Source organism: Kitasatospora sp. NPDC001175, assembly GCF_053598215.1.
In genome coordinates this window covers 39638-61126 of sequence record NZ_JBSFJU010000051.1, presented here as the reverse complement: position 1 = coordinate 61126, position 21489 = coordinate 39638, and the positions used below count along the sequence as shown (strand labels likewise).

32 protein-coding genes and 1 pseudogene are annotated in these 21489 nt (G+C 65.4%); 10 read left to right on the top strand and 23 right to left on the bottom strand.

Annotated features, from left to right (window positions below; genetic code table 11):
• Positions 1-155: pseudogene (locus ACWDAK_RS29330) on the bottom strand (IS1380 family transposase); the annotation flags it as partial.
• 837 nt (positions 156-992) lie between these two features.
• Between ACWDAK_RS29330 and ACWDAK_RS29325 the strand changes: the two are divergent.
• The gene (locus tag ACWDAK_RS29325; protein WP_427395301.1) at positions 993-1259 is read left to right on the top strand and encodes a hypothetical protein; all 267 of its coding nucleotides are present in this window, start codon (positions 993-995) and stop codon (positions 1257-1259) included.
• A gap of 34 nt (positions 1260-1293) precedes the next feature.
• The gene (gene ku, locus ACWDAK_RS29320) at positions 1294-2154 is read left to right on the top strand and encodes a non-homologous end joining protein Ku (protein WP_427395300.1); all 861 of its coding nucleotides are present in this window, start codon (positions 1294-1296) and stop codon (positions 2152-2154) included.
• 185 nt (positions 2155-2339) lie between these two features.
• Here ku and ACWDAK_RS29315 read toward each other — a convergent pair whose 3' ends face one another.
• Positions 2340-2714 (bottom strand): hypothetical protein, encoded by a 375-nt coding sequence (locus ACWDAK_RS29315; protein ID WP_427395299.1) that lies wholly within the window; start codon positions 2712-2714, stop codon positions 2340-2342.
• A 4-nt stretch (positions 2715-2718) separates the two neighbouring features.
• Positions 2719-2868: a hypothetical protein gene (locus ACWDAK_RS29310; RefSeq protein ID WP_427395298.1), complete on the bottom strand. Its 150-nt coding sequence runs from the start codon at positions 2866-2868 to the stop codon at positions 2719-2721.
• A 251-nt stretch (positions 2869-3119) separates the two neighbouring features.
• Between ACWDAK_RS29310 and ACWDAK_RS29305 the strand changes: the two genes are divergently transcribed.
• Complete coding sequence (locus ACWDAK_RS29305) at positions 3120-3245, top strand: hypothetical protein (RefSeq protein WP_427395297.1); 126 nt, start codon at positions 3120-3122, stop codon at positions 3243-3245.
• Between the two features lie 144 nt (positions 3246-3389).
• On the opposite strand, the gene ACWDAK_RS29300 is transcribed toward ACWDAK_RS29305, so the two are convergent.
• The 12 genes from ACWDAK_RS29300 to ACWDAK_RS29245 form a co-directional block, all read right to left on the bottom strand.
• Positions 3390-3929 carry an SUKH-4 family immunity protein gene (locus ACWDAK_RS29300; RefSeq protein ID WP_427395296.1) on the bottom strand — a complete coding sequence of 180 codons (540 nt, stop codon included), beginning with the start codon at positions 3927-3929 and terminating at the stop codon, positions 3390-3392.
• A 50-nt stretch (positions 3930-3979) separates the two neighbouring features.
• Positions 3980-4525, bottom strand: coding sequence for a hypothetical protein (locus tag ACWDAK_RS29295; RefSeq protein WP_427395295.1), 546 nt, complete (start codon positions 4523-4525; stop codon positions 3980-3982).
• Between the two features lie 2 nt (positions 4526-4527).
• Positions 4528-5331, bottom strand: a complete 804-nt coding sequence (locus ACWDAK_RS29290; RefSeq protein WP_427395294.1) for a hypothetical protein — start codon at positions 5329-5331, stop codon at positions 4528-4530.
• Positions 5324-6001: a WXG100-like domain-containing protein gene (locus ACWDAK_RS29285; protein WP_449806510.1), complete on the bottom strand. Its 678-nt coding sequence runs from the start codon at positions 5999-6001 to the stop codon at positions 5324-5326. Before ACWDAK_RS29285 ends, ACWDAK_RS29290 begins: the two co-directional genes overlap by 8 nt.
• A gap of 160 nt (positions 6002-6161) precedes the next feature.
• On the bottom strand, positions 6162-6359 hold the full coding sequence (locus tag ACWDAK_RS29280) for a hypothetical protein (protein WP_427395292.1): 198 nt from the start codon (positions 6357-6359) through the stop codon (positions 6162-6164).
• Complete coding sequence (locus ACWDAK_RS29275) at positions 6356-6646, bottom strand: spore germination YkwD domain-containing protein (protein WP_427395291.1); 291 nt, start codon at positions 6644-6646, stop codon at positions 6356-6358. Before ACWDAK_RS29275 ends, ACWDAK_RS29280 begins: the two co-directional genes overlap by 4 nt.
• The gene (locus ACWDAK_RS29270) at positions 6643-6831 is read right to left on the bottom strand and encodes a hypothetical protein (protein ID WP_427395290.1); all 189 of its coding nucleotides are present in this window, start codon (positions 6829-6831) and stop codon (positions 6643-6645) included. Before ACWDAK_RS29270 ends, ACWDAK_RS29275 begins: the two co-directional genes overlap by 4 nt.
• 23 nt (positions 6832-6854) lie before the next feature.
• Positions 6855-7079: a hypothetical protein gene (locus ACWDAK_RS29265; protein ID WP_427395289.1), complete on the bottom strand. Its 225-nt coding sequence runs from the start codon at positions 7077-7079 to the stop codon at positions 6855-6857.
• Positions 7076-7270: a hypothetical protein gene (locus ACWDAK_RS29260; RefSeq protein ID WP_427395288.1), complete on the bottom strand. Its 195-nt coding sequence runs from the start codon at positions 7268-7270 to the stop codon at positions 7076-7078. Before ACWDAK_RS29260 ends, ACWDAK_RS29265 begins: the two co-directional genes overlap by 4 nt.
• Positions 7271-7279: 9 nt before the next feature.
• On the bottom strand, positions 7280-7540 hold the full coding sequence (locus ACWDAK_RS29255; protein ID WP_427395287.1) for a hypothetical protein: 261 nt from the start codon (positions 7538-7540) through the stop codon (positions 7280-7282).
• Positions 7541-7595: 55 nt separating this feature from the next.
• Positions 7596-8066: a hypothetical protein gene (locus ACWDAK_RS29250; protein WP_427395286.1), complete on the bottom strand. Its 471-nt coding sequence runs from the start codon at positions 8064-8066 to the stop codon at positions 7596-7598.
• A gap of 53 nt (positions 8067-8119) precedes the next feature.
• Positions 8120-8554, bottom strand: a complete 435-nt coding sequence (locus tag ACWDAK_RS29245; protein ID WP_427395285.1) for a hypothetical protein — start codon at positions 8552-8554, stop codon at positions 8120-8122.
• A gap of 77 nt (positions 8555-8631) precedes the next feature.
• On the opposite strand from ACWDAK_RS29245, the gene ACWDAK_RS29240 reads away from it, so the two are divergent.
• The 3 genes from ACWDAK_RS29240 to ACWDAK_RS29230 all read left to right on the top strand — a co-directional run bounded on the left by ACWDAK_RS29240 (position 8632) and on the right by ACWDAK_RS29230 (position 10652).
• A complete protein-coding gene (locus tag ACWDAK_RS29240) occupies positions 8632-8952 on the top strand; it encodes a sigma factor-like helix-turn-helix DNA-binding protein (protein ID WP_427395284.1) in 321 nt (106 codons plus the stop codon).
• A gap of 77 nt (positions 8953-9029) precedes the next feature.
• Complete coding sequence (locus tag ACWDAK_RS29235) at positions 9030-9344, top strand: hypothetical protein (RefSeq protein ID WP_427395283.1); 315 nt, start codon at positions 9030-9032, stop codon at positions 9342-9344.
• Between the two features lie 123 nt (positions 9345-9467).
• The gene (locus tag ACWDAK_RS29230; RefSeq protein ID WP_427395282.1) at positions 9468-10652 is read left to right on the top strand and encodes a UDP-N-acetylglucosamine--N-acetylmuramyl-(pentapeptide) pyrophosphoryl-undecaprenol N-acetylglucosamine transferase; all 1185 of its coding nucleotides are present in this window, start codon (positions 9468-9470) and stop codon (positions 10650-10652) included.
• Positions 10653-10712: 60 nt separating this feature from the next.
• On the opposite strand, the gene ACWDAK_RS29225 is transcribed toward ACWDAK_RS29230, so the two are convergent.
• From ACWDAK_RS29225 to rfbB, 3 genes are read right to left on the bottom strand one after another with little or no spacing between them, the layout of a single operon-like run.
• A complete protein-coding gene (locus ACWDAK_RS29225; RefSeq protein ID WP_427395281.1) occupies positions 10713-11357 on the bottom strand; it encodes a formyltransferase family protein in 645 nt (214 codons plus the stop codon).
• Positions 11354-12496, bottom strand: coding sequence for a DegT/DnrJ/EryC1/StrS family aminotransferase (locus ACWDAK_RS29220; protein WP_427395280.1), 1143 nt, complete (start codon positions 12494-12496; stop codon positions 11354-11356). The genes ACWDAK_RS29225 and ACWDAK_RS29220 overlap by 4 nt, the downstream gene beginning before the upstream one ends.
• Before the next feature lie 29 nt (positions 12497-12525).
• Positions 12526-13524, bottom strand: coding sequence for a dTDP-glucose 4,6-dehydratase (gene rfbB / locus ACWDAK_RS29215; protein ID WP_427395279.1), 999 nt, complete (start codon positions 13522-13524; stop codon positions 12526-12528).
• A 252-nt stretch (positions 13525-13776) separates the two neighbouring features.
• Between rfbB and ACWDAK_RS29210 the strand changes: the two genes are divergently transcribed.
• The 3 genes from ACWDAK_RS29210 to ACWDAK_RS29200 all read left to right on the top strand — a co-directional run bounded on the left by ACWDAK_RS29210 (position 13777) and on the right by ACWDAK_RS29200 (position 16624).
• Complete coding sequence (locus ACWDAK_RS29210; RefSeq protein ID WP_427395278.1) at positions 13777-14877, top strand: helix-turn-helix domain-containing protein; 1101 nt, start codon at positions 13777-13779, stop codon at positions 14875-14877.
• 19 nt (positions 14878-14896) lie between these two features.
• Positions 14897-15475: an HD domain-containing protein gene (locus ACWDAK_RS29205; RefSeq protein WP_427395277.1), complete on the top strand. Its 579-nt coding sequence runs from the start codon at positions 14897-14899 to the stop codon at positions 15473-15475.
• Between the two features lie 417 nt (positions 15476-15892).
• A complete protein-coding gene (locus tag ACWDAK_RS29200) occupies positions 15893-16624 on the top strand; it encodes a hypothetical protein (protein WP_427395276.1) in 732 nt (243 codons plus the stop codon).
• 54 nt (positions 16625-16678) lie between these two features.
• Here ACWDAK_RS29200 and ACWDAK_RS29195 read toward each other — a convergent pair whose 3' ends face one another.
• The 4 genes from ACWDAK_RS29195 to ACWDAK_RS29180 form a co-directional block, all read right to left on the bottom strand.
• Positions 16679-16804, bottom strand: coding sequence for a hypothetical protein (locus tag ACWDAK_RS29195; RefSeq protein WP_427395275.1), 126 nt, complete (start codon positions 16802-16804; stop codon positions 16679-16681).
• A gap of 198 nt (positions 16805-17002) precedes the next feature.
• Positions 17003-17572: a DUF6461 domain-containing protein gene (locus tag ACWDAK_RS29190; RefSeq protein ID WP_427395274.1), complete on the bottom strand. Its 570-nt coding sequence runs from the start codon at positions 17570-17572 to the stop codon at positions 17003-17005.
• Positions 17573-17672: 100 nt separating this feature from the next.
• A complete protein-coding gene (locus tag ACWDAK_RS29185) occupies positions 17673-19364 on the bottom strand; it encodes a NucA/NucB deoxyribonuclease domain-containing protein (protein ID WP_427395273.1) in 1692 nt (563 codons plus the stop codon).
• A gap of 371 nt (positions 19365-19735) precedes the next feature.
• Complete coding sequence (locus ACWDAK_RS29180) at positions 19736-20185, bottom strand: hypothetical protein (RefSeq protein WP_427395272.1); 450 nt, start codon at positions 20183-20185, stop codon at positions 19736-19738.
• A 531-nt stretch (positions 20186-20716) separates the two neighbouring features.
• Between ACWDAK_RS29180 and ACWDAK_RS29175 the strand changes: the two genes are divergently transcribed.
• Positions 20717-21133 (top strand): hypothetical protein, encoded by a 417-nt coding sequence (locus ACWDAK_RS29175; RefSeq protein ID WP_427395271.1) that lies wholly within the window; start codon positions 20717-20719, stop codon positions 21131-21133.
• A gap of 75 nt (positions 21134-21208) precedes the next feature.
• Here the strand turns inward: ACWDAK_RS29175 and ACWDAK_RS29170 are convergent, their stop codons facing one another.
• Complete coding sequence (locus tag ACWDAK_RS29170; protein WP_427395270.1) at positions 21209-21484, bottom strand: hypothetical protein; 276 nt, start codon at positions 21482-21484, stop codon at positions 21209-21211.
• Positions 21485-21489: the final 5 nt, after the last annotated feature.

Genomic DNA, 21489 nt, shown 5'->3' with positions numbered 1-21489 from the left:
TGCTTGCGCCAAGGTGCCAAGGCCGCCGACAACGCCGCGTCCAGCCCCGTCTTGCGGGCGGTCTCGACCAGCAGCACGGCGCCGGACTGCGAGACCGCCCCGCGGCCACCGCCCTCGACGCGGACACGCGGGTACAACCCGGTACGCTTCTTCACCTGAGGAGTGCAGCTTTCTTGACGACGACATGGACCTTAGACAAGCCCTATCGTCGCAGGTCAGCGGCACTCCTCAGTCTTTTGATCACGCCTCGGACAGCCCTGCTCGTGAAAGCGCGAGGCTAGCACCCGCCACCACCTACCGGATCTTGTAGGTCGCCACGATGCCTCGCGGACCACCAGGTCTTGGCACGGCACGCCTCGGAGCGCCGACGAGCACACGGCCTGAGCTCCATCCAAATTTGGGTGAAGTTCCCACATCAAACACAGGTACGAAATTTCGTAGGTGGGTACTGCCTTCGCCCGTCGGCGGCACCGACTCGCTTCCGAGGGTGGCCGCCGCGAACCACCGCCCGAATTCGGTCGGTGGTCAGCCACGGCACCACCAACCAGTCCAGGCTCGACAGCCCGCTACTACCTACCAGATCTTGCAGGTGGTAGCGATGCCCCGCTGACCGCCCGCACCCCGGCGCGGTAGACCTCGGAGCGCCAACGAAGCGCACGGCCAGGTCGCTTCACCCAAATTTGGGTGAAGCGACCTACCACCCCCGAAATTTCGGGGCTGCTCGCTCGCAGCCCCGGCCTGGCCACGCTGGCCAGGTTCCGAGCGCGGCCGCCACGAACCGCCGCCCAAATTTGGTCGGTGCCTCACAGCCGGGCACCTATGAACGTTCGTAGGTGAGAGCCACAGCGCCAGCCTGGCCGCACCGACCAGCCTTGGCCAGGTCTCGAAATCCGAGACCTGCTCCGCCAGCCAGGTGGCGCACCTCCGCCTAAATTTAGGCGCTGCCTGCCCCTCCGGGTGCGCTCGCCAGCGCTGCGGTGCACCGTCGAGACATGGGCGGTGCGATTGTCCTATTGGAGCTCGCTCGGGACGAGGCGATCGGCCCGGAGGACGTCGAGCCGGCCGTGCTGGCCGTGCACGCGGCAGGTGCGGATCCGGACGCGCCGGAGGATCCGCTCCCTCGAACGCTGTGCGGGCTGGATACGGACGCGATGGAACACGCGCACTACCAGCCGGCCAGGCCCGGGGAGCCGTGGTACCCGCCCGCGCTGTACGACCGGCGGTGCCGGTCGTGTGAGCGGGCACTCCGAAGCCTGTGACTTGGCCTGGCTGAGCTGCTGGAGGTGGGTCGCCGTGCCGAGCGCTATCGCCAAGAAGATGATCACGTTTTCGCTGGTCAGCATCCCGGTCAGCGTCTACCCCGCCACGTCCCAGCACCGAGTCCCGCTCCACATGGTCCATGAGGCCGATGGAGGCAGGGTGAGGCAGCGCCGAGTGTGTGAGATCGACGGCCGGGAACTCAGCGAGGGCGAGATCGCCCGCGGTGTCGAGATGCCCGACGGCGGGACGCTCGTGCTTTCGCGCCAGGATCTGGAGCAGCTACCGACGCCGGACACGAAGGAGATCCGTGTGCTCGGGTTCCTAGACGAGAGCCGCGTGGACCCCTTGCACTACGACAAGTCGTACTACCTGGGTGTGTCACCAGGAGGTGAGCGGCCATATGCACTGCTCAGAGCCGCTCTCGCGGAATCCGGGCAGGTGGCGATCGCGAGAACAGCGCTGAGGACGAGGGACAGCCTGGCGGTGCTGCACGTTCGCGACCAGGTGATCACGATGACAACGTTGCTCTGGCCGGACGAGGTTCGCGGCACGGAAGGGATCGCGCTGCGGCCCATCGAGCTGCGCCCGGAGGAGGTGGCCCTGGCCCGGCAGCTCATGGACACGATCTCGGCGGACTTCGATCCTGATCGGGAGCAGGACGAGTACACGGTGGCGCTGCGCGAGGTGGTGGAGGCGCGGATGGCTGGTCTGCCGGCGCCGCACGTACCGGAGGCCCGGGTGCTGCCGCCTGCGGCTGGGGTGACGGACCTGATGGCGGTGTTGGAGGCCGCGGTTCAGAAGGCGCAGGAGGAGCACCCGAAGGCAGCGGCGAAGCGGCCGGCGAAGAAGACGGTCGCGAAGAAGGCCCGGGCGAGTCGGCGGAGCGAGGGGTAACGCGCGGCCTGTCGGCCGCGGTCGACGAGGATGAGGGTGCCACGGGTGGCTGGCTAATCCTGGCCGAGGAGTGCCTCCGGGTCCTGGCCGAGGTCGGCGCCTTGGGACACGCTGGAAAAGCTCGGCGACGAGGTCACGCCGGTCGATGGCCGCCACGATAGCCGCGCAACCCGCCAGTGGCCGCGCTACAGGCACGACTCTCCGGGTGCGGCGGGCTGACATGGTGCGGTCCAGTGCTCGCGGGTGATCTGGGTCCAGCCGGCCCAGGTCTTCGGGTCCCTTGCTGCGGTGGGTGCGATGACGTAGCCGGCCTTCGGCAGCAGGGTGGTGGCGGCTTCGATCGGCGGTACCGGTGCCGACGCGGGCTCCTGTTCGATCAGGTAGCGGCCGGGGCCGTCGGGGTCAGCGATTTCGTAGACGACCGGCACGTCAAGGGTGAGCGTCGGCCCGGTCTGGCCGTCGGGGTCGTCGACCCATATCCGCCACGAACCGTGATACAGGCCGAGGGTGGCGGTGTAAAGGGCGGGCAGGCCGTGGTGGGCTGGGTGCGGGGTCGTCATGGGTCTATTCGGAGGTCTCAGCCGACGTCGCTTTGGCGGCTGTCGTCGCCTCGCGGTGCTCGGCCTGCGCTTTCCGGCGGGCGGCTGCGTCGCTCGCTTCGTGCTCCACGATGGTCTGCAGGAGATTGGCGCGCCAGTCCTCAAGTGCGGTCATGACGCCAGTCTGCCAGCTGGCTACGACACCTGACTGCCGGCTCAGCCTTGCCGTCAGGACCCGAACGGGGGCCTACGCGCCGTCACGGGCGCCGAGGGCCTGGCGGGCGGGGGCGGTGCAGTGGTCGGGGTGGCACCAGTCTGGACAGTGATCCTGTCCGTTCACATGTTCTATTTTGCACCCGGGAAAGCCCTGGACACTACGAAGACGATCAGTAGGGTGATCCCCCAGGACGATCACAGGAGGCCCTGATGCCCGCAGCCATCCACGACTCGACATGGGGCGGCGTTCACGACTCCGCCTGGAACCTCACCGACACCGGCGGGATCGTCATTGACGACAGCATCTGGACACTCCACGACGCCACCTGGGGCTGACCCCAGACACACAAGAGCCCTGCCGCAACGTACGGCAGGGCTCTGCTGGTCTTCCGTCAGATCGACGAGTTGAATGCGGCCACCTTGGACTGCTGATCCCCGGTCACTGGGACTGCTGCTGGCACGCGGGCCTTTGGCCGGCGGTCAGAACTCCTCGCCCATCAGCCGACGGAACACCATGCTCCACCAGGCCTCGTCATCCGCGAAGGCCTGCGGATCCCGTGCCTCAAGGTAGGTGCGGAGCTGCTCCGTGTACTTGTCAGCCTGCTCGTCGGTGGTGCCGACGATGTGCTTGAGGCGCAGGGCATATCGGTAGAGGAATTCGATGAAGTCTTCCAGCGAGCTGTTGACGATCTCGGCGGCCGGTTCCTCTCCGAGGTCGAGCAGGATGACGTAGCCGTCTTCCAGGTCGAGGCAGTAGCGCATCTCCGAGTCGTCCGTGGGGCTGCCGAGCACCAGGACATTCTCGACGGATTCTCCGGTGTCGACCGGCAGGATGGTGAAGGCGCGGGGCTCTTTGGAGCCGCCGAGCGTGAAGAGCACGTCGAGGGCGGCGGGCAGGCCCACTTCCGCGAGCAAGCGCGCGTCCTGCTCGGGGATCTTGTTGGCGATCGACTCCTCCACGGGGAGGGTGATCACGCCCTCCTCGCTGAAGATCTCGACCAGTTCTGCGCGGGTCGCCAAGGGTTCCTCCGGTTTTAAGTTCGGCAGCTTGTCAGTGGTTCGGGCAGGGTTCAGCTCAGGGGAGCAAGACCGCTCAATCGCAGTAGACGGTACCAATCGCTGGACTCCAGCTCGTCTGGGTCGAGGCCGGCGAGGTCCTGGTACTTCGGGGAGGCGACCCAGTCCATGAAGAACTCCTCGACGCTGTCCGCGATGCGCTCCAGGCGGCAGCCGGTGTACCAGACCACTCCGTCGTCTGGCACCCGCCACACGCTTCCGTCTGTGACGTCGACCAGGAGCGGGTTCTGGCAGGCCTGGCCGAAGCAGAAGAACCGGGAGGCATCAGTGAGCGTGCTGCCGTCCGGAAGCTCCGCATCGACCAGGTTGTCGGCGACCTGCTGCCACGACAGGTCGCCACTGCTGTAGATCTGGGTCGAATGGTCGAGGTAGGGGCCGTCGCTGAGAGACAACAATGCGGCGACACCAGGAGGGGTGTCCAGGTCCAGCGTCTGGGGGTCAGCGCCCGTGGGGATCGCCGGAGTCCACAGCTCCAACTCGCGAGCATGCTTGTTGAAGGTGTCGCGCAGTGTCGTGATGAGGCTTTCGAGATCGCGCATGGTCATTTCCTCCATCTGACTTTCACCTTAATCGGAGTGCCGTCTTTGAGTTTTCTGATATTTGGCCACGTCTGATGATTTCCGAGGTCTGTATTCGTTTTACCGTCCAACATTCTAATGTTCTCCCAGTGATCCCGCCCTCCTGTCTGCAGCTCGTTGATATGGTCCGGATGCATAGACCTCGCCACACTGGCGGCAGCCTCAGCGAATTCCGGATCGGTTTTACCGTGATCCCTATAGATGATACGAACCACGGCACCCTTGTAGGTATCCGTGATATCTCTGTCGCGATCAACCGGGTTCGACGCCTTGTAGAGCTCACCCCGACGGCCCAGGGCATGCATCTGCTGCGCCTTGCGCGCGAACCCAGTCCTCGACATGAACGGCTTCCACTTGAGAGTCACCGTATGCGGCTTGAGGCTCTGGTCCGGCCCCTTGGCCCGGTCCTTCCACTTCTCTCCCAGCCGGGCCTTGTCCTGCGCCTCCGATCTGTCATGAATCTTCTTGATCATATTGGCCAATACCTCGTCGTTCTCCTTATGGTTACGCGAGGTCAGGTCAAGTCCCTTCTGCACATCCCGTAGATGCTGCCGCACCTCCCTCTCGGCGTCCTTGATGACCTTGAGGATCCGCGATGACCCACCCACCACCGCGTTCGCCAACGGGTCCTTGCCGTGGGTGCCGGCAAGTCGGCGATTGGCATTGCGGGTGTGTTCCCCGGCGGTGGCCTCCAGATGATCGGCGTGCTCGCCCATCCGCTTGGCGAGCCGGTCCGTCTCGTCGTAGTTGTGCCGGATGTCAGTCACGGGAGCCCCCGGTGACCGCTGCACCCAGCTGGGAGCCCTTCACCCCGGCTTTGCCGGCACCGGCAATCGAACCCCAGTCGACGCCCTGGTGGACTCCGACGGCGTTTCCGGCTAGCTGCAGGGCAAGGTCAGTGGCCATGCCGGACAGCGCGTTGATGACCGGTTCCTCAGCCACTGCCAGCAACTGCGAGACGATCTCTTGCTCGGCCTCCTTCAGGAGCCGGCGAACCGCGAGGCGTGTCACCTGGGTCGCACCCAGCGCGCCAGCTTCCGACAGGCCGAACGTTAGTGGTGCAGCTGCCTGAGCTGTCGCCACCTCAACAGCCAGGATGCCAAGCTGGGCGACCGCGGCGACCTTCGCGCCCTCGATAAGTACTGCTGCGCCGTCCAGGGCGGTAGCCAGCAGCCGGCCGCCTTCGGCGAGGTTGTGGAGATGCTTGCCGGAGACCTTGTCCCAATGGGCGCTGAAGGCTTCGCTGGCCGGTCCGATGTTCTCCGCCAGCATCCGCTGGACGGCAACGAGCGAGTCGGCCCGGCCGTTGTCGATCTCGTCGGCGAAGCTGCGCATGGAGTCCGCGATCTCGCGGAACTCGTCCTCGTCCACGTTCGGCCATTGAACGCCGATCAGGTCCAGTACCCAAACCAGCTCATCTGGTAGCACTACACCCATATCGCCCCCATTTCGTCTACATCTTGTCGAGGGACGTAGACGACCGATGGCGTGTCAGGGTTCCATGGGGTAGTGCAGGTTCTCAGCGAGCGCCGGACAGTGATTCACTGCGCCGTTGCGGTGTGGAGGGAAGCCGAAGGCACACGCCGCTGGCTCGGCGTCAGGCCGGTGTCCAGGCGGGTTCGCCACCGGCGGTGGCGGTGAGGATGGCAAGGGTGGGGTGGCTGCCGGCTCCGAGGATCCCGCCGATGGCTGTCCCGGCGGTGGCGGCGGTCAGCCGGGCCCGGGTGGATAAGCGTGTGGTGCGGCTGAGCCTGGCCGCCTGCTCGCGGGCGCTGCGCCCGGCTTCGTCGCTCATTGCTGCTCCTGGACGAGTTCGGCGCAGTACAGGGCGAACTTCTTGAAGTAGTCGGAGTGGCCGACGGCCTGTTGCTCCGCCCGCGCAATCGACTCCATCGGTACCGGCAGCAAGCCGTGCTCGGCACGGGCTTGGTTGACCGCAGCAAGCATGGTTGCCCGCTCGAACAGGACCCAGTCGAGTTCGCCATCGACGAAGCCCTGCCGGTGAGGGCGTTCCTCCTGGGCGCGGGTCAGGATGGCGCGCATCTCGTCGAAGAGCTTGATCCGCTCTCGGGTGTCGGTCACTGCTGCTCCTGTCGGGTTGATTGGTGGTCAGTGACAGTGTCGTTCTGGCTGCCGATCTGGTGGCAGTCTTCGATGCCGTCACACACAGGGCAGTCAGAGCTCTCGACCCAGGCCCCGGCGCGGAGGCTCCAGTAGTAGAACCGGCCATCGGCGGGCGGCATGCTTCCGTCGTAGGCGGTGGTCACGGCTGCTCCTTCTCGGGTGGTGGTCACTGCTGCTCCAGGGCGTATCCAGTGCGGCGAGGCCTGCCGTCACGGGTGGTCGGGGAGTCGTGGAGCTGGTTGAGGCGGATGGCGCCGTGGATCACGCCGGGGCGGTTGGTGGTGAGGTAGGTGAAATCGGCGCGGTCGGCGTCGATCTTGTCGATGCGAATCCGGGTCGGAACGATGACTCGCGAGTCGCACTGCTGGTAGGTCCGGCCTGGCTGGATCACTGCTGCTCCTTGATGATGGCGATGATTTCGTCGATGCGGGCTCCGACGTATGCGTCGTGGACGGCGCGCTCCTCCGGGGTGGCTTGCCACAGGTCGAACTCGGGGTGCGCTGCCGTGAACTCGTTGCTGGCTTGGGCGTACGCCCGGTAGCTGACGTTGTAGGCGGCATCTTCGGGATAACTGGTGGTCACTGCTGCTCCTCAGATGGGCCGGCCGTCACAATCCTGGTGTTCGCCGTCGGCGCCGCGGTGGATGCCGAAGCACTCCTCGTCGCAGTCGTCGTGGTCTTCCTCGTCCTCCCAGTTCCCGTCCATGTACCAGGAGTTCACGATGCAGGCGGGCTCTTGCGAGCAGCCGCGGTTGCATGTGGCGGGCGGGCCGCCATGGAGGGATTCCCAGTAGGGACAGCGGCTCCTGCTGTGGCTCGGGGTGAGTCTCTCGGAGTTGATCTGGCTGGTCATGTGCTGCTCGTTGCCGGGTGGCCCGGCCGGTGGCGTGCCGGCCGGGCGCGGGCGGTTACTGCTCGGTGCTGCTCACGACGTTGCCGGCGACAGTCAGTTGCCACACGTCGCAGGGGTCTTCGCCCTGGGCGTCGATCGTGCCGTTCACTACGTGGTCGAACGTGAACTTCTCGAACCCGGGCTGTCCCTGGGCGTGGCCGCTGGGCTTAAGGAAGTGGTCGATCAGGTAGGCCATCCACTCGGTGGCGTCGTAGAACTTCTCGATGCCGTTCCATTCGATGGCGGTGCCATCGTCGTTGGGTTCCCACTTGCACCAGAGGCCGGGCTGGCCCTCTGGGGGGCGGTTGTAGTCGCGGATGTCGGGGTCGTGGGCCTGGCCGTAGGGGGCACCGCCGTTGACGAAGTACGGGCCGTTGTCGCGGTTCATGCGGCGGGTGTCGGCGAACTTCCGCAGGTAGGTGATCTCGGTGGGGTTGAGGGGCGGGGTGATGGTGACGTGGCCGGTGAATTCGGTGGTGTAGCCCATAGTGGTCTCTCCTCGGGTTGGGGTGGCCGCCGTGCAACGGCCACCAAGTCAGTTCAGAGCGGGCTGAGCACACTGTTGGAAAGCTGGTAGGCGTATCCGTACTCGGGGTCCAGGAGGGGCCCGGCGGTGCCGTGGTGGTACTCGGCGACGGCACGAAGGAGCGCCTGCTGGGCGGCGAACAGGGCGTGGGCCTCGGTCTTCAGGTACTGCTGCGCCCACGTGGGGATGCTGCCCTCGACGACGTCGCCGCGGATCTCACTGTCGAGCTGGTCGAGGGCGTCGTACCAGGTGGACAGCATGTCGAAGTGTGCGCGGATGAAGGCGTCGGCTTCCTTTGCCGGGTATCGGCCGTTCTGGAGGCTGGCGGCGTATTCGGACAGTTCGCGGATGCTATCGCCGGTGAGGCTGTCGAAGCACTCAGGGATGCCGCCGATCGCGGCCTCGTAGGCGGCGATGCTGGGCTTGGTGGAGGGAGTCGAGTTGTCCATGAGTCGAGTTTATAGACCCCTATAAGATCAACTCAAGTGGTCTAGAAGAGAATCTTCAAGGCGTCTAGAATGCCCCCATGGAGCCCACCCCGGCCGAACTCACCCAGACCGCCATCGACCATGCCCTCGCCATGGACGACCCGGCCCAACGAGCACGCGCCATCACCGGGATCCTCGACGTCATCAAGACCGCCAGCCCACAGCTCCAAGCAACACGCCGCGCCGACGTCCTGAAGCTCCGCGAGACACTCACCCTCCGCGAGATCGGCGAAAGAATCGGGCTGTCCATCGGCCGCGTCGACCAAATCGCCAAGGGCGCCACCACCGGACGACGCGCCAAGGCCAAGGCAGACCAGGAGGCCGAGATAGAGGTTGAGCCTTCGGTCGGCACCGCCTAACCCACGTGTCACCATCGGAGCCCGCATGCGCAGCAACGCAACGAGCCTGCCGTCGGAGCGCCCGTACGATAGACGCCGTGCCGAACGCTCTGCCTCTCCCCGACGACCTGGTCGACCTCCACCGCGTCACCGCCGCTGCCGAGCTGGCGGTCAGCGAGTGCTGCGCCATGGCGCAGGCTCGCCGCCGCGAGTTGCACCCGGATGATGTCATCGCTCGCGCGTCGTGGGATGAGGAGGAGACCGCCGAGCTTGGCCGGCTTCGGGACGCGTATATGGAGGCGGCTCTTGCGGTGCGTGCGCATCCGTTGTGGGAGCAGGCCCGCGCTGAGGGGTGTCATGCTCAGACGTGGCAGGCGTTGATCGACGCCGTCAAGGAGTCGGCTGCGGCCTGAAATCCCTTAGGCGGCCGGCCTCTTCACTGCTGAGTGGAGGTTGCCGCGAACGAGGTACCACCCCAAGTGCGTTACCCTCGGGCACAGATCGATCCCTGGGTGTAGCCAGATTGGGAGTTCTCCGTGAACAGTGCCGTCAACCTCCCCAATCCGGGGCAGCCCTTCCGGCTCATCGTCACGGGAGGGGGAACCGGCGGCCACACTTACCCGGCGCTCACTGCGGTGCACACCCTGCGGGCCAGACTCGCAGCCGCCGGCAGGACGCTGGACGTGCTGTGGGTCGGAACCGCGACCGGCTTGGAGGCCAAGGTCACAACCGCCGAGCAGATCCCGTTCACCACGGTGGCCACGGGCAAGATCCGTCGCTCCCGCAACCCGCTCAAGCTCGCCTCGCCGGCCAACATCAAGGACATGGGGCGCGTGCCGCTCGGCGTTGCCCAGGCCCGCTCCATCGTTGCCGACTTCCACCCTGACGTGGTGCTCGCCACCGGCGGCTACGTCGCCGTGCCGGTGGGCCTGGCTGCTCGGATGTGCCGTCGTCCCTTGGTGGTTCACGAGCAGACGGTGCGCCTCGGACTGGCCAACCGGGGCCTTGCCCGCGCCGCGGCATGCTTCGCCGTGTCGTCGGAGTCCACGCTGCAGTTCCTGCCGGAGTCGGCCCGCGGGGCGGCGGTCGTCACCGGCAATCCCGTGCGCCCTCAGGTGCTTGCCGGTCACGCGGACAAGGCAGTCGCAGCTCTCGGCCTGTGGTCGTTCGACCGGACCCGCCCCACCCTGTACATCACGGGCGGAGCGCAGGGCTCGGCCCAGATCAACGGGTTGGTGCGCGACATCCTGCCGTGGCTACTGTCCTACGCCAACGTGATCCACCAGTGCGGGCCGACGCATGAGGAGAGCCTGCGGCAGGCAGCCGCAGCCCTCCCCGGCGACCTGGCCAGCCGCTACCTGGTCACTGGGTTCGTCGGCCCGGAGCTGCCAGATGTGCTCGCGTTGGCGGACTTGGTGATCTCCCGCAGCGGTGCCGGCACGATCGCCGAGCTGACCGCCCTTGGCAAGGCAGCGGTCTTCATCCCGCTCGCCAGTTCCGCCGGCAACGAGCAAGCGCACAATGCCAGCCACCTGCAGGAGATGGGCGCCGCAGTCGCCATGCTCGGCGAGGTGTCCCCGGCCAGCCTGCAGGAGGCCGTCGCCCCCCTGCTCGCGAACCCGGCCCGCCGCGCCGATATGGCGCAGCGGGCACGGTCGCAGGGACGGCCTGATGCTGCCGAGCGGCTGGTGGACGTTCTCCTGTCCGTTGCCGGGCGCTGAGGTTTCCGTCGCGCGTTGAAGCCCGAGGCGGCGATGCCTCGGGCTTCAACGGGTGCGCTGTCAGACCTGGTTGGCGGACGCCGCCCTCGTCCAGTCACTGCGGTAGCCGAGCGCGGTGTTGTCGCGGCTGTAGTGGGTGACGGCTTCGGAGTGGTCCTGTGGCCTGGGAACGATGTGGTCGAGCCGGGGCAGCGTGTCCGAGATGAGCTGCCGCCCGTAGCGCATGGCCCGGTCCCAGACGTCTTTGACCTCGTCGGTGTCCGGCCAGATGGAGAACACGGCTTCGGCGAGGATGGGGCCGGAGTCGATGCCGGTGTCGATGGCGTGGATGGTGATGCCGTGTAGCTGTTCGCAGTTGGCCAGTGCCCAGTTCACCGGCCGTGCGCCCCTGTATCGGGGAAGTCGGCCGGGGTGGCAGTTGATGATCTGCGGGGTGGTGTTGATTAGGCTCGGACCGATGATCTTGTCGTAGAGGACGCTGAACACCAGGTCGCACCGGCCGGGTTCCAGGTCCCGCCAGTCCCCCGATCGAATGATGCGGGTCTCGGGCCAGCGTTCGGCCACGTAGTCGGAGAGGCGAAGGTCCCATTCCGGCTCGACGGCGTTCGGGATCACCGTGTCCAGGGCGGTACCGGGCAGATCGGCGATAGCCTCGCACGCATGGGCCGCGAGCGAGCCCTTTCCCAGGACAGCCGCTCGCCTCATCGTCCGGCCCCGACGGCAGCGAGGGCCTGTTCCAGGGCCGTGACGACGCGGTGCGCATCGGTCCCGTCCATATGCTGGTGGAACGGCAGCGACATGATCTGCCGACTGATCTCCTCGGTCATGGGCAGCTGCCGGCTCCACGGTGCGAACGCGGGCTGGAGGTGGTTGGGCGGGTAGTGCACGCCCACTGCGATGCCCTGGCTCTTCATGTGGCGGAAGACCTGGTCACGGTGGGGCACTCGTACCACACACAGGTGCGGCACCGAGTGATCGACGTCCACGTCCACCAGCGTGACATCGTCTACGTGGTTGAGGGAGTCCCGGTAGGTCCGCCACAGCAGCTTACGGTCGGCCTCCGTGCCAGCGAAGTGCGGTAGTTGGGCGTTGCCGATCGCTGCGTTGATCGAGGACATCTGGTAGCGGAATCCGGCGGTCTTCACCTGGTAGGCGGTGGAGGTGGCTCGTTCGGCTGCCGATTCGACCACGCCGAGCATGCGCAGGTCGCGGATCTTCTGCGCTTCATCTGGCGTACGGGGGACGATCATTCCGCCTTGGCCGCAGGTGAGGTTCTTGATCGGCCCGAAGCTGAAGCAGGTGATCACAGCCGGGTCGGCGCCGACGCGCTGGCTGTCGAGGCAGGAGCCGAATGCGTGGGCCGCGTCTTCGATCACGGTGATGTGGCGTTCGGCCAGCAGGTCCTGGATGGGAGCCAGGTCGACGGCCCTGCCTCCGAAAAGGACGGGCATAACCGCCGTTGTGGTCTTGGAGAGATTGTTCAGCACATCCTCCGGGCACACGCACAAGGTGCCGGGGTCGACCTCCACAAAGCGGGGATTCGCGCCGCAGGCCAGGATCGCCTGGATGGTCGCGCAGAACGTCATGGAGGGGACGATGACCTCGCAGCCCGGTCCGACTCCGGCGGCGACGAGGGCCGTGTGGAGGGCGGCCGTTCCGGAGGAGACCGCGATGGCGTCCGGGACGTCGAGGAAGCGAGCCACCCCCCTCTCGAAGGCTTCGGTGACATCGGTGTGCCCGTAGTGGCCGCTGTCCAGGACTGCGGCGACGGCCTGCGATTCCTTCCCGTACAGGTAGGGGCTGGCGTTGCGGGTGGCGTCGGGCCGGTCGAAAGCGGGAATCACGATGGCTGCCTTTCTGTGAACGAACGCCGTCAAGCGGAGACTGTGAGAGTCGCCGTGGGAGAGGCAGAGACCTGCGACAGCGTCGCCCACCGGTCCGGGTTGCTGCGGTACCAGTCCACGGTCCCGGCGAGAGCGGCTTCCAGGTCCCGCTGCGGCTGGAAGCCGAGCGCGGCGACCTTGCCCCAGTCCAGGGCGTAGCGGATGTCGTTGGCGGTGCGGTCCTGGACGAACGTCACGGCGTCCCAGTCGGCCCCGACAGCACGAAGCAGCAGCGTGGTCAGCTCGATGGTCGTCAAGTCGGTGCCGCCGCCGATGTTGTAGATCTCGCCGGGCACACCGCGGCGCAGCACCAGTTCGAGGGCCTGGCAGTTGTCCTGGACGTGGAGCCAGTTGCGGATGTGCTGGCCGTGGCCGTGGACGGTCACCGGCTGGCCGTGAAGGAGCTTGCGGAGGAAGAACGGGATGAGCTTCTCGGGGTGCTGGCGTGGCCCGAAGTTGTTGCTGCTGCGGGTGATACACACCGGCACGCCGTAGGTGACGTGGTAGGAGCGGGCGATCAGGTCGCTGGCGGCCTTGCTCGCCGCATAGGGGACGGTGGGGCGCAGCGGGTCGCTCTCCAGCGCGGAGCCGGTCGGCAGCGGCCCGTACACCTCGTCGGTGGAGACGTGGACGACTTTCTGTACGCCGCACCGCATGGCGGCGTCCATGACGGTCTGGGTGCCCATGACGTTGGTGGCTACCGAGTTGCCCGCGTCGCGCAGGGAGCGGTCTACGTGGGATTCGGCGGCCAGGTGTACGACGGCGTTGTGGCCGAGCATGGTGTTGTTGACGAGCTGGGAGTCGCGGATGTCGCCCTGGACGAACCGCAGCTTCGGGGAGGTCTTAGCGGTGTCGAGGTTGCGCAGGTCGCCGGCGTAGGTGAGTGCGTCCAGCACGGTGACCTGGGTGATGTCGTCGGCCTGGAGGAGCCGGTCGACGAGGTGTGAGCCGATGAATCCGGCTCCTCCTGTGACCAGGATTTTTTCCATGGGAGCTGATCCAATCTGCCAGTGCTTTTGATGGAGCCGGTGACAGAGGGGCGCCTTTGATGGTGGCGCGCGCCACCAGCGGTCGATCGTTAAGCCAACTCGCGGACAGCGAAGCTAATTTGGTGCCAATCTGAAGGTCCGCTCTGGCCTCCACAGCCAGTACGGGCCATGTCACGACCGTATGGCGCGCCTGCGGCAAGAAGGACTCACCGGCAGTACGTGTTAAAGGCTCACCGAGGCTGTGGGGATGGCATGGCGAACCAGGAGAGTCGGCATTCGGCGAGCATCGGTATCGTCGCGGGTTACCTCCTTCGGCTGATCCGAGAGAGCACCCCGTTGACCCAGACCGGCTTGGCCGAGGCCCTGGAAGTGGACCTGGGAACGGTGCAGGGCTGGGAGTCCGGCCGCCGACCGCTGGCGAACATGAAGGCAGGTGCTCTCCTTACGCTGCGCCGCCGAATCCTGGCGCTCGGCGCGAGCCAACAGCTCGTACAGCTCCTGGATGCGGCCATGGACGCTGACAGGATCATCACGGCCTTCCTCCACCCACCGGCCAGCCTCGATCTCCATCCCCTTGCCCTGTGGGTCCAGACCCGCGAGACCGCTCACATGGTGGCCTGGGCAGCTCGCGACATCCCGCCGCCGGCGATCGTCGGACGTCCCGAGCGCCCTCGCCGAGGCCCTGTACCAACTGGGCCGAGACTCACCGCCACTGACCGAGCCGAGTTCTTCACCCATCTGCGGCTCATTGCCGAAACGGCTCAGTGCGCCGGCGATAGCGCGCACCTGCTGCGGCGTCAGGCCCTATACCTCGCCTCGTACGACCCGAGCCGAGACGCCCAGGAGTGGGCCAGCCACGTCCTCGGGAATCTCCGCGGCGCCCTGGCGGTACGCGGATGGTCCGACCGCTGGGTGGAAGCTCGAACCACTGCCACCGTCCTCGCCCGCCAGGGCGATCCGCAGGCGCTGTGGGACTTCATCGACCGGAGTCTGGTGGACGACGACACAGGGGAGGCGGCCAACCTCAACTATTGGGCGTACTGGCTCGGGGCCCTCCCCTCAACACAGTCCAACGATCGGTTCATGCGCGACCGCGAGCTGTCCCAGTGGAATCCACTGACACTGCTTCGCCTGCTTGTCGAGGGCCTCCACGAGACGCCAGGCTCGGTCGACCTGTACGTGCACTCGATGTGGGCGATCCTGACCGCGCATCCGTGGATCCCCCTGGCGGACCGCTGCTTAGCCGAAAGGATCGAGGACCGTAGCACACAGCTGCTCGACGGCAAGGTCATTTCGGCGAGGTCCCGGCGCGACCTCGGGGCGGTGCAATACCTTCTGAAACGACCCAACTGATGGGAACCGGAGGCATCACATGACGGAAGAGGCGGCCCACGCGACGGGCACTGCGGGATTCCTGCTGGAGGTCGGGATGCTCAAGCGGGCTAAACGGTCCGGCTGGTGGATCGCTGGCGTCAAAGACCCCGAGACGATCGCGGAGCACAGCTTCCGGGCCGGCATTATCGGTGCCGTCCTCGCGCTGATGGAGGGGGCGGACCCAGCGAAGGCAGCACTCATGTGTCTGTTCCACGACACGCAGGAGACCCGGGTAGGCGACATCCCGCACATCGGTCGGCGGTACCTCCAGGCGGCGAGTAACGAGAAAGTGACGGCCGATCAGTTCGCTGCTGCGCACCCGGCGGTCCGCGATGGGGTCCAGCAGATCATCGAGGAGCACGAGAACGGCGACTCCATCGAGGCGGTGATCTCCCGCGATGCCGACAAGCTCGAATGTCTGATCCAGGCCATCGAGTACCGCGAACAGGGCTATCAGAACGTCCAGCCGTGGATCGACAACAGCCTCGCTAGCCTCAAGACCCCATCGGCACGCGCCCTGGCCGAGGCGGCTCTGACGATGAGCTCCCTCGAATGGCAGAAGACGTACCTGCGCTGAGCGATCCGGTGGCACGATTCGACCCGGACGCCGCAATGTGCGCGACTCGGACCACCCAACGGGCAGGGGGCTGGCTCTCGGAGGCCGCAGCGGCTGTCGGTGTCCCAGACGTGACCATGGCCCCATGCTGTCTCGTGGTCCGCGCCACTGAATCGTACGCAAGGTCCAACTCGACTGCCCCCGCGGGGGATGGAGACTGACCGGACAGCCGCCGACTCAACTGCTCGCACGCCTAGGCGACCAGAGGGCACCCCTGGCGCTTGATCACACCAGGGCATGCCCATCGGGGCATTCATGCGGCGAAAACGCCACACAGGCCCCGCCAGGGCCCGTAACGAGTCCGCAACTCCCCCGCGACACCCGCACGTTCCCTGCCAGCCTGTCCCCGAACATCACCAAACCTCCCGAGGGACACGCATGAGCAACCACCAGCCGCCAACCTGGGCCCAGTCGGCGCCGCCCGTCCCGCCCGTTCCACCGAAGTCCGGCATCCCCCGAGGCGCGAAGATCACCCTCGGAATCTTCGCCGCCTTCGGAATCATCGGCGGCTGCAACGCCATCATCAGCGACGGCAAAGGCGTCGGCGACCAGTCCGCCGCGGCGCCCGCCCCCAGCGCTCCCCCAGCCACCAGCAGCCCCGAGCCAACCAGTAGCGCCCCAAGCCCGGCCGCGCCCTCCCCCTCGAAGGCCACGGCCGCCGGCCAGCTACCAACCCTCCCCAGCCCCACCCTTGCCCCCGCCGATGCCCGCAAGAAGGCCGCCACGATCCTCCGCGCCAACGACGCGTACTACCAGGACGAGTTCAACAAGGGCGTCGACGTCATCACCGCCCGCGGCACGGACGGCAGCTTCGACGCCTTCCACACTTGGTACCAGAGAGCCGCCACCGACGCGCAGCCCGGCATCGACGCGTTCAAGCAAGCCGACGGCTACTTCGACGCGAGCGATGAGCCGTCGTCGATCAGTGACTGGCGGGACGACAACGGCATCCTCGCCGCCGATGTCGCCGGCCTCGCGAACGACGGCCTCGACGTGGGCGGCCCGGGAGACGAGCAGGCCCGGCGGAGGATCCAGGCCGACATCGCCGAGATGCAGCAGGACTTCGCGACGGTCGAGCAGGACGCGGCGAAGGTCGAGGCCGGTAAATAGCCTCGGGCACGGCAACGCCCCGCCGGTTCACGGCGGGGCACGGCCGTGCAGCGGTCAGTCGACGACGTCCACGTCGTCGAGACGGGCACCGTCGACCTCGACAACCTCGTAGCCAGCATGCTCGGCCGCGGCCCACGCTTCGGCAGCCTGCTGCTGCGGGTTCTGGGGCCTGTCGGCCATCCGGGCCACTCGCTGGTAGACGGCCACCTTCGGCGTGTCAGCTCATGACCCAGAATCCGCCGCCCAATCTGCTGGGCTGACTACATGGCAGCATCTGCTGTACGAGCCGCAATCGACGTGAGCCAATCAGGCCGCTTAGCGCCCATTGGCTGCAATCATGGACCTTATTCCACGATTGCAGCCGACGTCACGCCTCACCTAAAGCGCCTGGATCCTCCCGGCGATCAGCTCGCCGGACTCTACGAGGTCGCAAGGAAGATTCAACGAGAAGTAAGCCTCGGCCAGGGCTAGAACGGCATCTACTCCTGAAATTTCAGGTTCAGGCTCTGCAAGCATTCCCAGCCGCATCATAGCCAGCAGGAGCAAATCAGGCTCACTCCCCGAACGATAACCAGGAAGATGACCGTCAAATTTACATACAACCTCCCCCTCCTTGCCGTAGATAAATTCTGAAGTAGCATCACCGGCATTGAGAAGGATTACCGCTTCCGTCCCCATCGATACTTGCTCCGCAATGCTGCGCAAGTCGCCGTGAGGCCCCCAGCTCCTCAAGCCAAAACTCCACCCCTCGCTGCAGCCTGCTCGAATATAGGGATCACCCGTTTGGATTTCTTCACGCTCGACGGCCTCGCGGCTTAGAGGGACCGCGGAGTCCGTCGCCACTCCCAGCCGAGACAACAGCTCCACAGGGGACAAATCTCGCGCAAAGATGACAAAGAACCCCAGATCATATTCCGCTGGAATCCACCGCAACCCGTTTCCCGCCATCAGGCATTCCACCTTCCCTGCCGAGTCCTATATGCCACCAAAGCCAGTGAACCTGCCATACTAGCAGGTTCACTGGCTCTAATGCATCAAGCTCCGCCTGCTACACGGGGGCAAGCTCCCCTTCCATCCAGTATTCACCGTCCGCTGGCACGGAAAATTCCATAGAAGCGGGCTCGTAAAGGTTCTGCGGCGAGCTCAAACTACCGCTATACCTATAGGTTCCAGATTTCGGCATGAGGACGTCATTCCATGCATACCATCCGGCCGCTATATGGATATCCTCTGATATGAAGCTTCCAGGGACCGAATTGTTGCCAGTATTCGGAATGATGAGCTTCCAGCTCCACCTATAGTTCCCTGCGGGAATATAAATTGACGCACTTGAAACCATTGAAGGCATGCCGGGAGTAGGCTGGGTGGTCAGATGGACGATTTTAGCCCCGTTGAACGCGTCCCTATCTGGAATATGCCGAAGTTTCCCTCCAGACATAAATCGTTTGGCGTTGCTTTCAACATAGTACTCGTCATCATCGAACAGTCGCATGCTTTGCGTAAAGCGCCCCAAATCTCCACCGGCGCCACTGTTCTGAGTCAGTTCAATGTTTGCCCGCCCGCACTGGGCTGTCGATGACGGAGCGAAGGGGTACCGTTCATCGGAACCGACCACCAGCTGGCCGTGCGAACCTCTATAGGTGGTGAACTGCAGGCAATCCTCGCCGCCTGTAACTCCGTTGCCACTTTCCTGGGTTACGGCGAACGGGTACTCGTCGCATGAAGTATCAGGGACGTCCGGATCGGGCCTGAAGGTCGAATTGCAAAGTTTTGCGCGATTCGCAGACCCGTTCTTTGAATCCTTTCGCAGCGTCTTTTTGAGCTGCTTCAGGCCAGAGCCGAAGTATGCCTGCTCCAGGCCATAGAATGCCTGAGCTTGTGGGTACTTAGCGCCATTGACAGTAAAGGTAGGGGCGATCCGCCGAAAGGCACAGCCAGCAGTTTTTCCTACCTGGTTGTCGCAGCGCACAGTGGCCAGCCTATTGCCAAAGGAGATCGACGCCGGCGCCTGCGCCACTGGTGTCATCCCTGACATCGTGTAAGCAACATCAATCTCATCATGGCTGTTGCGGGTCGCACTTCCGGTCCATCCGAGGCTCTGATAGACAGTGGCCGCGTGCACGTCGGTTTCGGATGTCCACGTCTGGCTGACCGGCTCACCCCTTGTTCCCACCCAGCGCTGCGAAATCGCTTGGCACTGCGGTGCACAATCTGCACGAAAGCTTAGAGTGAGTGGCGTGACTGGCTGGTCAATTTGCGTCGGAACCAGGGTAAGGGACGTATCCCAGTTGACCGAGTCATAGCTCAGCTTAATGCGCTGTTCCGCAAGGAAAGTAGCATGGCCAAGCGGAACGGTCGGAGCCAATTTAAAGAGCCAGACCTCCATTGGTCGAGCCCACTTTATGCAGCCCTCGAACCTAGTAAAGCCGGTCGTTGCCCTATTGTCGCACCAGGGCATTGAGATTCCGCCCAAGCTGTTCTGCGGCAAGGCGTGCTCTATGGGATTTCCCAGTTTAATGCACAGGTACGACCCATCTGGACGAGCTTGCGCTTGTGGGCAGTCGGGCATGATTTCCTGCCGCACCTGAACGCCGCCGCCAGGATCCTCATCTGGATCCTGCGCAAAGAAGTCAATGTCAGGAGCGTTCGAATCGGCCTCGGCGATACTGTACCCGCTGTCGGGGGCCACGGAGTCATCCGCCTCGGCGGGAATCGCTCCCACTGAAAAGACTAATGCCATGATGAGAGGCACAGGAGACAAGCCCCGGGCCACTCTCTTGAGAACACGTACCAAAATTCACCTCATGCAAAGCAGAGCGCTCAAATTTAGAAAATGATCGAAGCGGAACGCGTCTGACGGAGAGTCATGTCGTGTTGAGGGAAGTTAGCACACCCGCCCATTGGCCGCCAACGAAATGATGAAATCCCAAAGATCGGCCACATAGCTAGAAATATCCCAGCTTGCACCTTTTGCCTCAAAGCAAACGCATGTACCACACGAAACGAAGGTTCGGAGCCCTCGGCACTCGGAAGTCATGCAAAAGCGAGCTGGTGAGGAGGAAATGGTGCGGCGGCGAGTTGACCAGATGGCCGCACAACCTGCGCTCGCCATCATGCCGCCGCTGCCGCCGTGCACTTCTCGAACTCCTTTGCGGCTTGCTCCATGTAGCCGCACAGCCAGTCGCAGTTGTGGCTCTTGCCGCGCAGCACCAGGTGCAGTTCCTCCGGGCTCGCCCACGTCACGTCCGCAGGCGTCCGGGCTGGCGTGCCCGCGCAGGGCTGGAACACGCGCTGCGCCAGGTACGTGAGCGGGTTGGTGCAGGCGTCGCGTCGGCGGTGGTGGGCGTGGAGCCAGCGGGCGAACGTCATCTCTAGTCGCACGGCGGGGTGTTGACGGGAGGCGGGGCAGTTGGTGTTCGCAACCGCCCGGGCGTCGTTGAGCGTGAACACGATCGGGGCGTCCGGCACGTAGGGCCGCGGGTGGACGTAGCAGGTGCCGTCGCGGCGCAGCTGGATGGTCTCCTCGCACATCGCGCACAGGCCCTCATCGGGGATCCTCATTGTCAATTCCTCCTGGTTGATGAGTGACTGTCCTGAGAATTCGGGCATGCCGGCGCTGCGGTAATGCGCCGGGAGGCATCCAACTCGACCACGTGACGGGCGAGATGATGGTCTCCGGGAGGAGCCTGCGATGTCGGTCCGTAGACTGACCACCGACACGGAGGGGGAAGCTGTGACTCGGCTGCAGAAGTGGGCCGTTGGGCTGTGGGTCGTGCTAATGCTCGTGGGCGGAGGCCTGACACTCGCGATCCAGGACGACTCCCGAAGCGGTGAGCTGGACGGCTGGAGTCAGATCCCGGAGTCGTGCCGCTCGGCTATCCCCTCGCCCATGCCCACCGGCGAATTCGTCTACCACTGTGGGTACTCCGGGTCGACCGGCCGGTAGGGAGGCCGGTCGACCCGGCGCCATCACATCGGCCCGCCCGGCTTCTTGGGCAGCCCAGCCGTGAACGGGCAGCGGCGCGATCCAGCCAGCGCCTGTTCCATACGATCTCGCTGTACGTCTCGTGACAGTCCAGGCATCATGCAGCGGTGAGCAACATCGTGGAGTTCTTCATCGCACCGGATCACCAGTCCGCCACAAGTGTGCTGAACTGCGGGCCGGGTCACGCATTCGAATCGATGGCCTGCGAAAACCTCGATCTGGAAGACCTCATCGAATGGGAAGACCTCCTCACTGGACACTACGACGACCATCTCCTCCTCCACACCGATGACGACGAGGAGCAGCGCAGCGTAGTCCTCGCTGTGTCGGGACATCTCCACGTGGCGCTGAGGTATGCGTCGCCCTCTCGGCTCGCTGCGGTGTCCGAGCAGTGGGTGCGGGAGCGTGCTCAGGACGGGGACGACTTCGAGGCGGGTCCCATAGCCGAGATCCTGAGCGGTCTAGCCGCGCTGGCCCGCACCGCCACCGGACGCGGCCAGCGGGTCTACTGCTGGCTGGCGTAACTACCTGCCCCGGGGCGCTGCGCAGCGACCGCAACGCCCCCGGCAGCCAGAGGGCATCTCGAATGCCTCGGCGGCCTACTCCGCCGCCGGCTCCGGCTTCCTCGGCATGCCCGCCGTGCACGGGCAACCGCGGACCTGGTCGACAGCCTCCCGGTCGCGGTTGTCGACCAGGTACTCACAGGGGATACCCGTCGCGCCGGCCAAGTCGGGCTGGGTGAAGCCGCTGACGTTCTTGGCCTGCTTGCACAGCCGCGCCGTGCAGCACCCGCAGCCGGGGCAGTCGGCCGGGGCCGGCTGGACGTACTCCGGGCCCCACGGCTCGTGGAAGTAGCCCTCGTCGCTGTAGCTCATCTGCT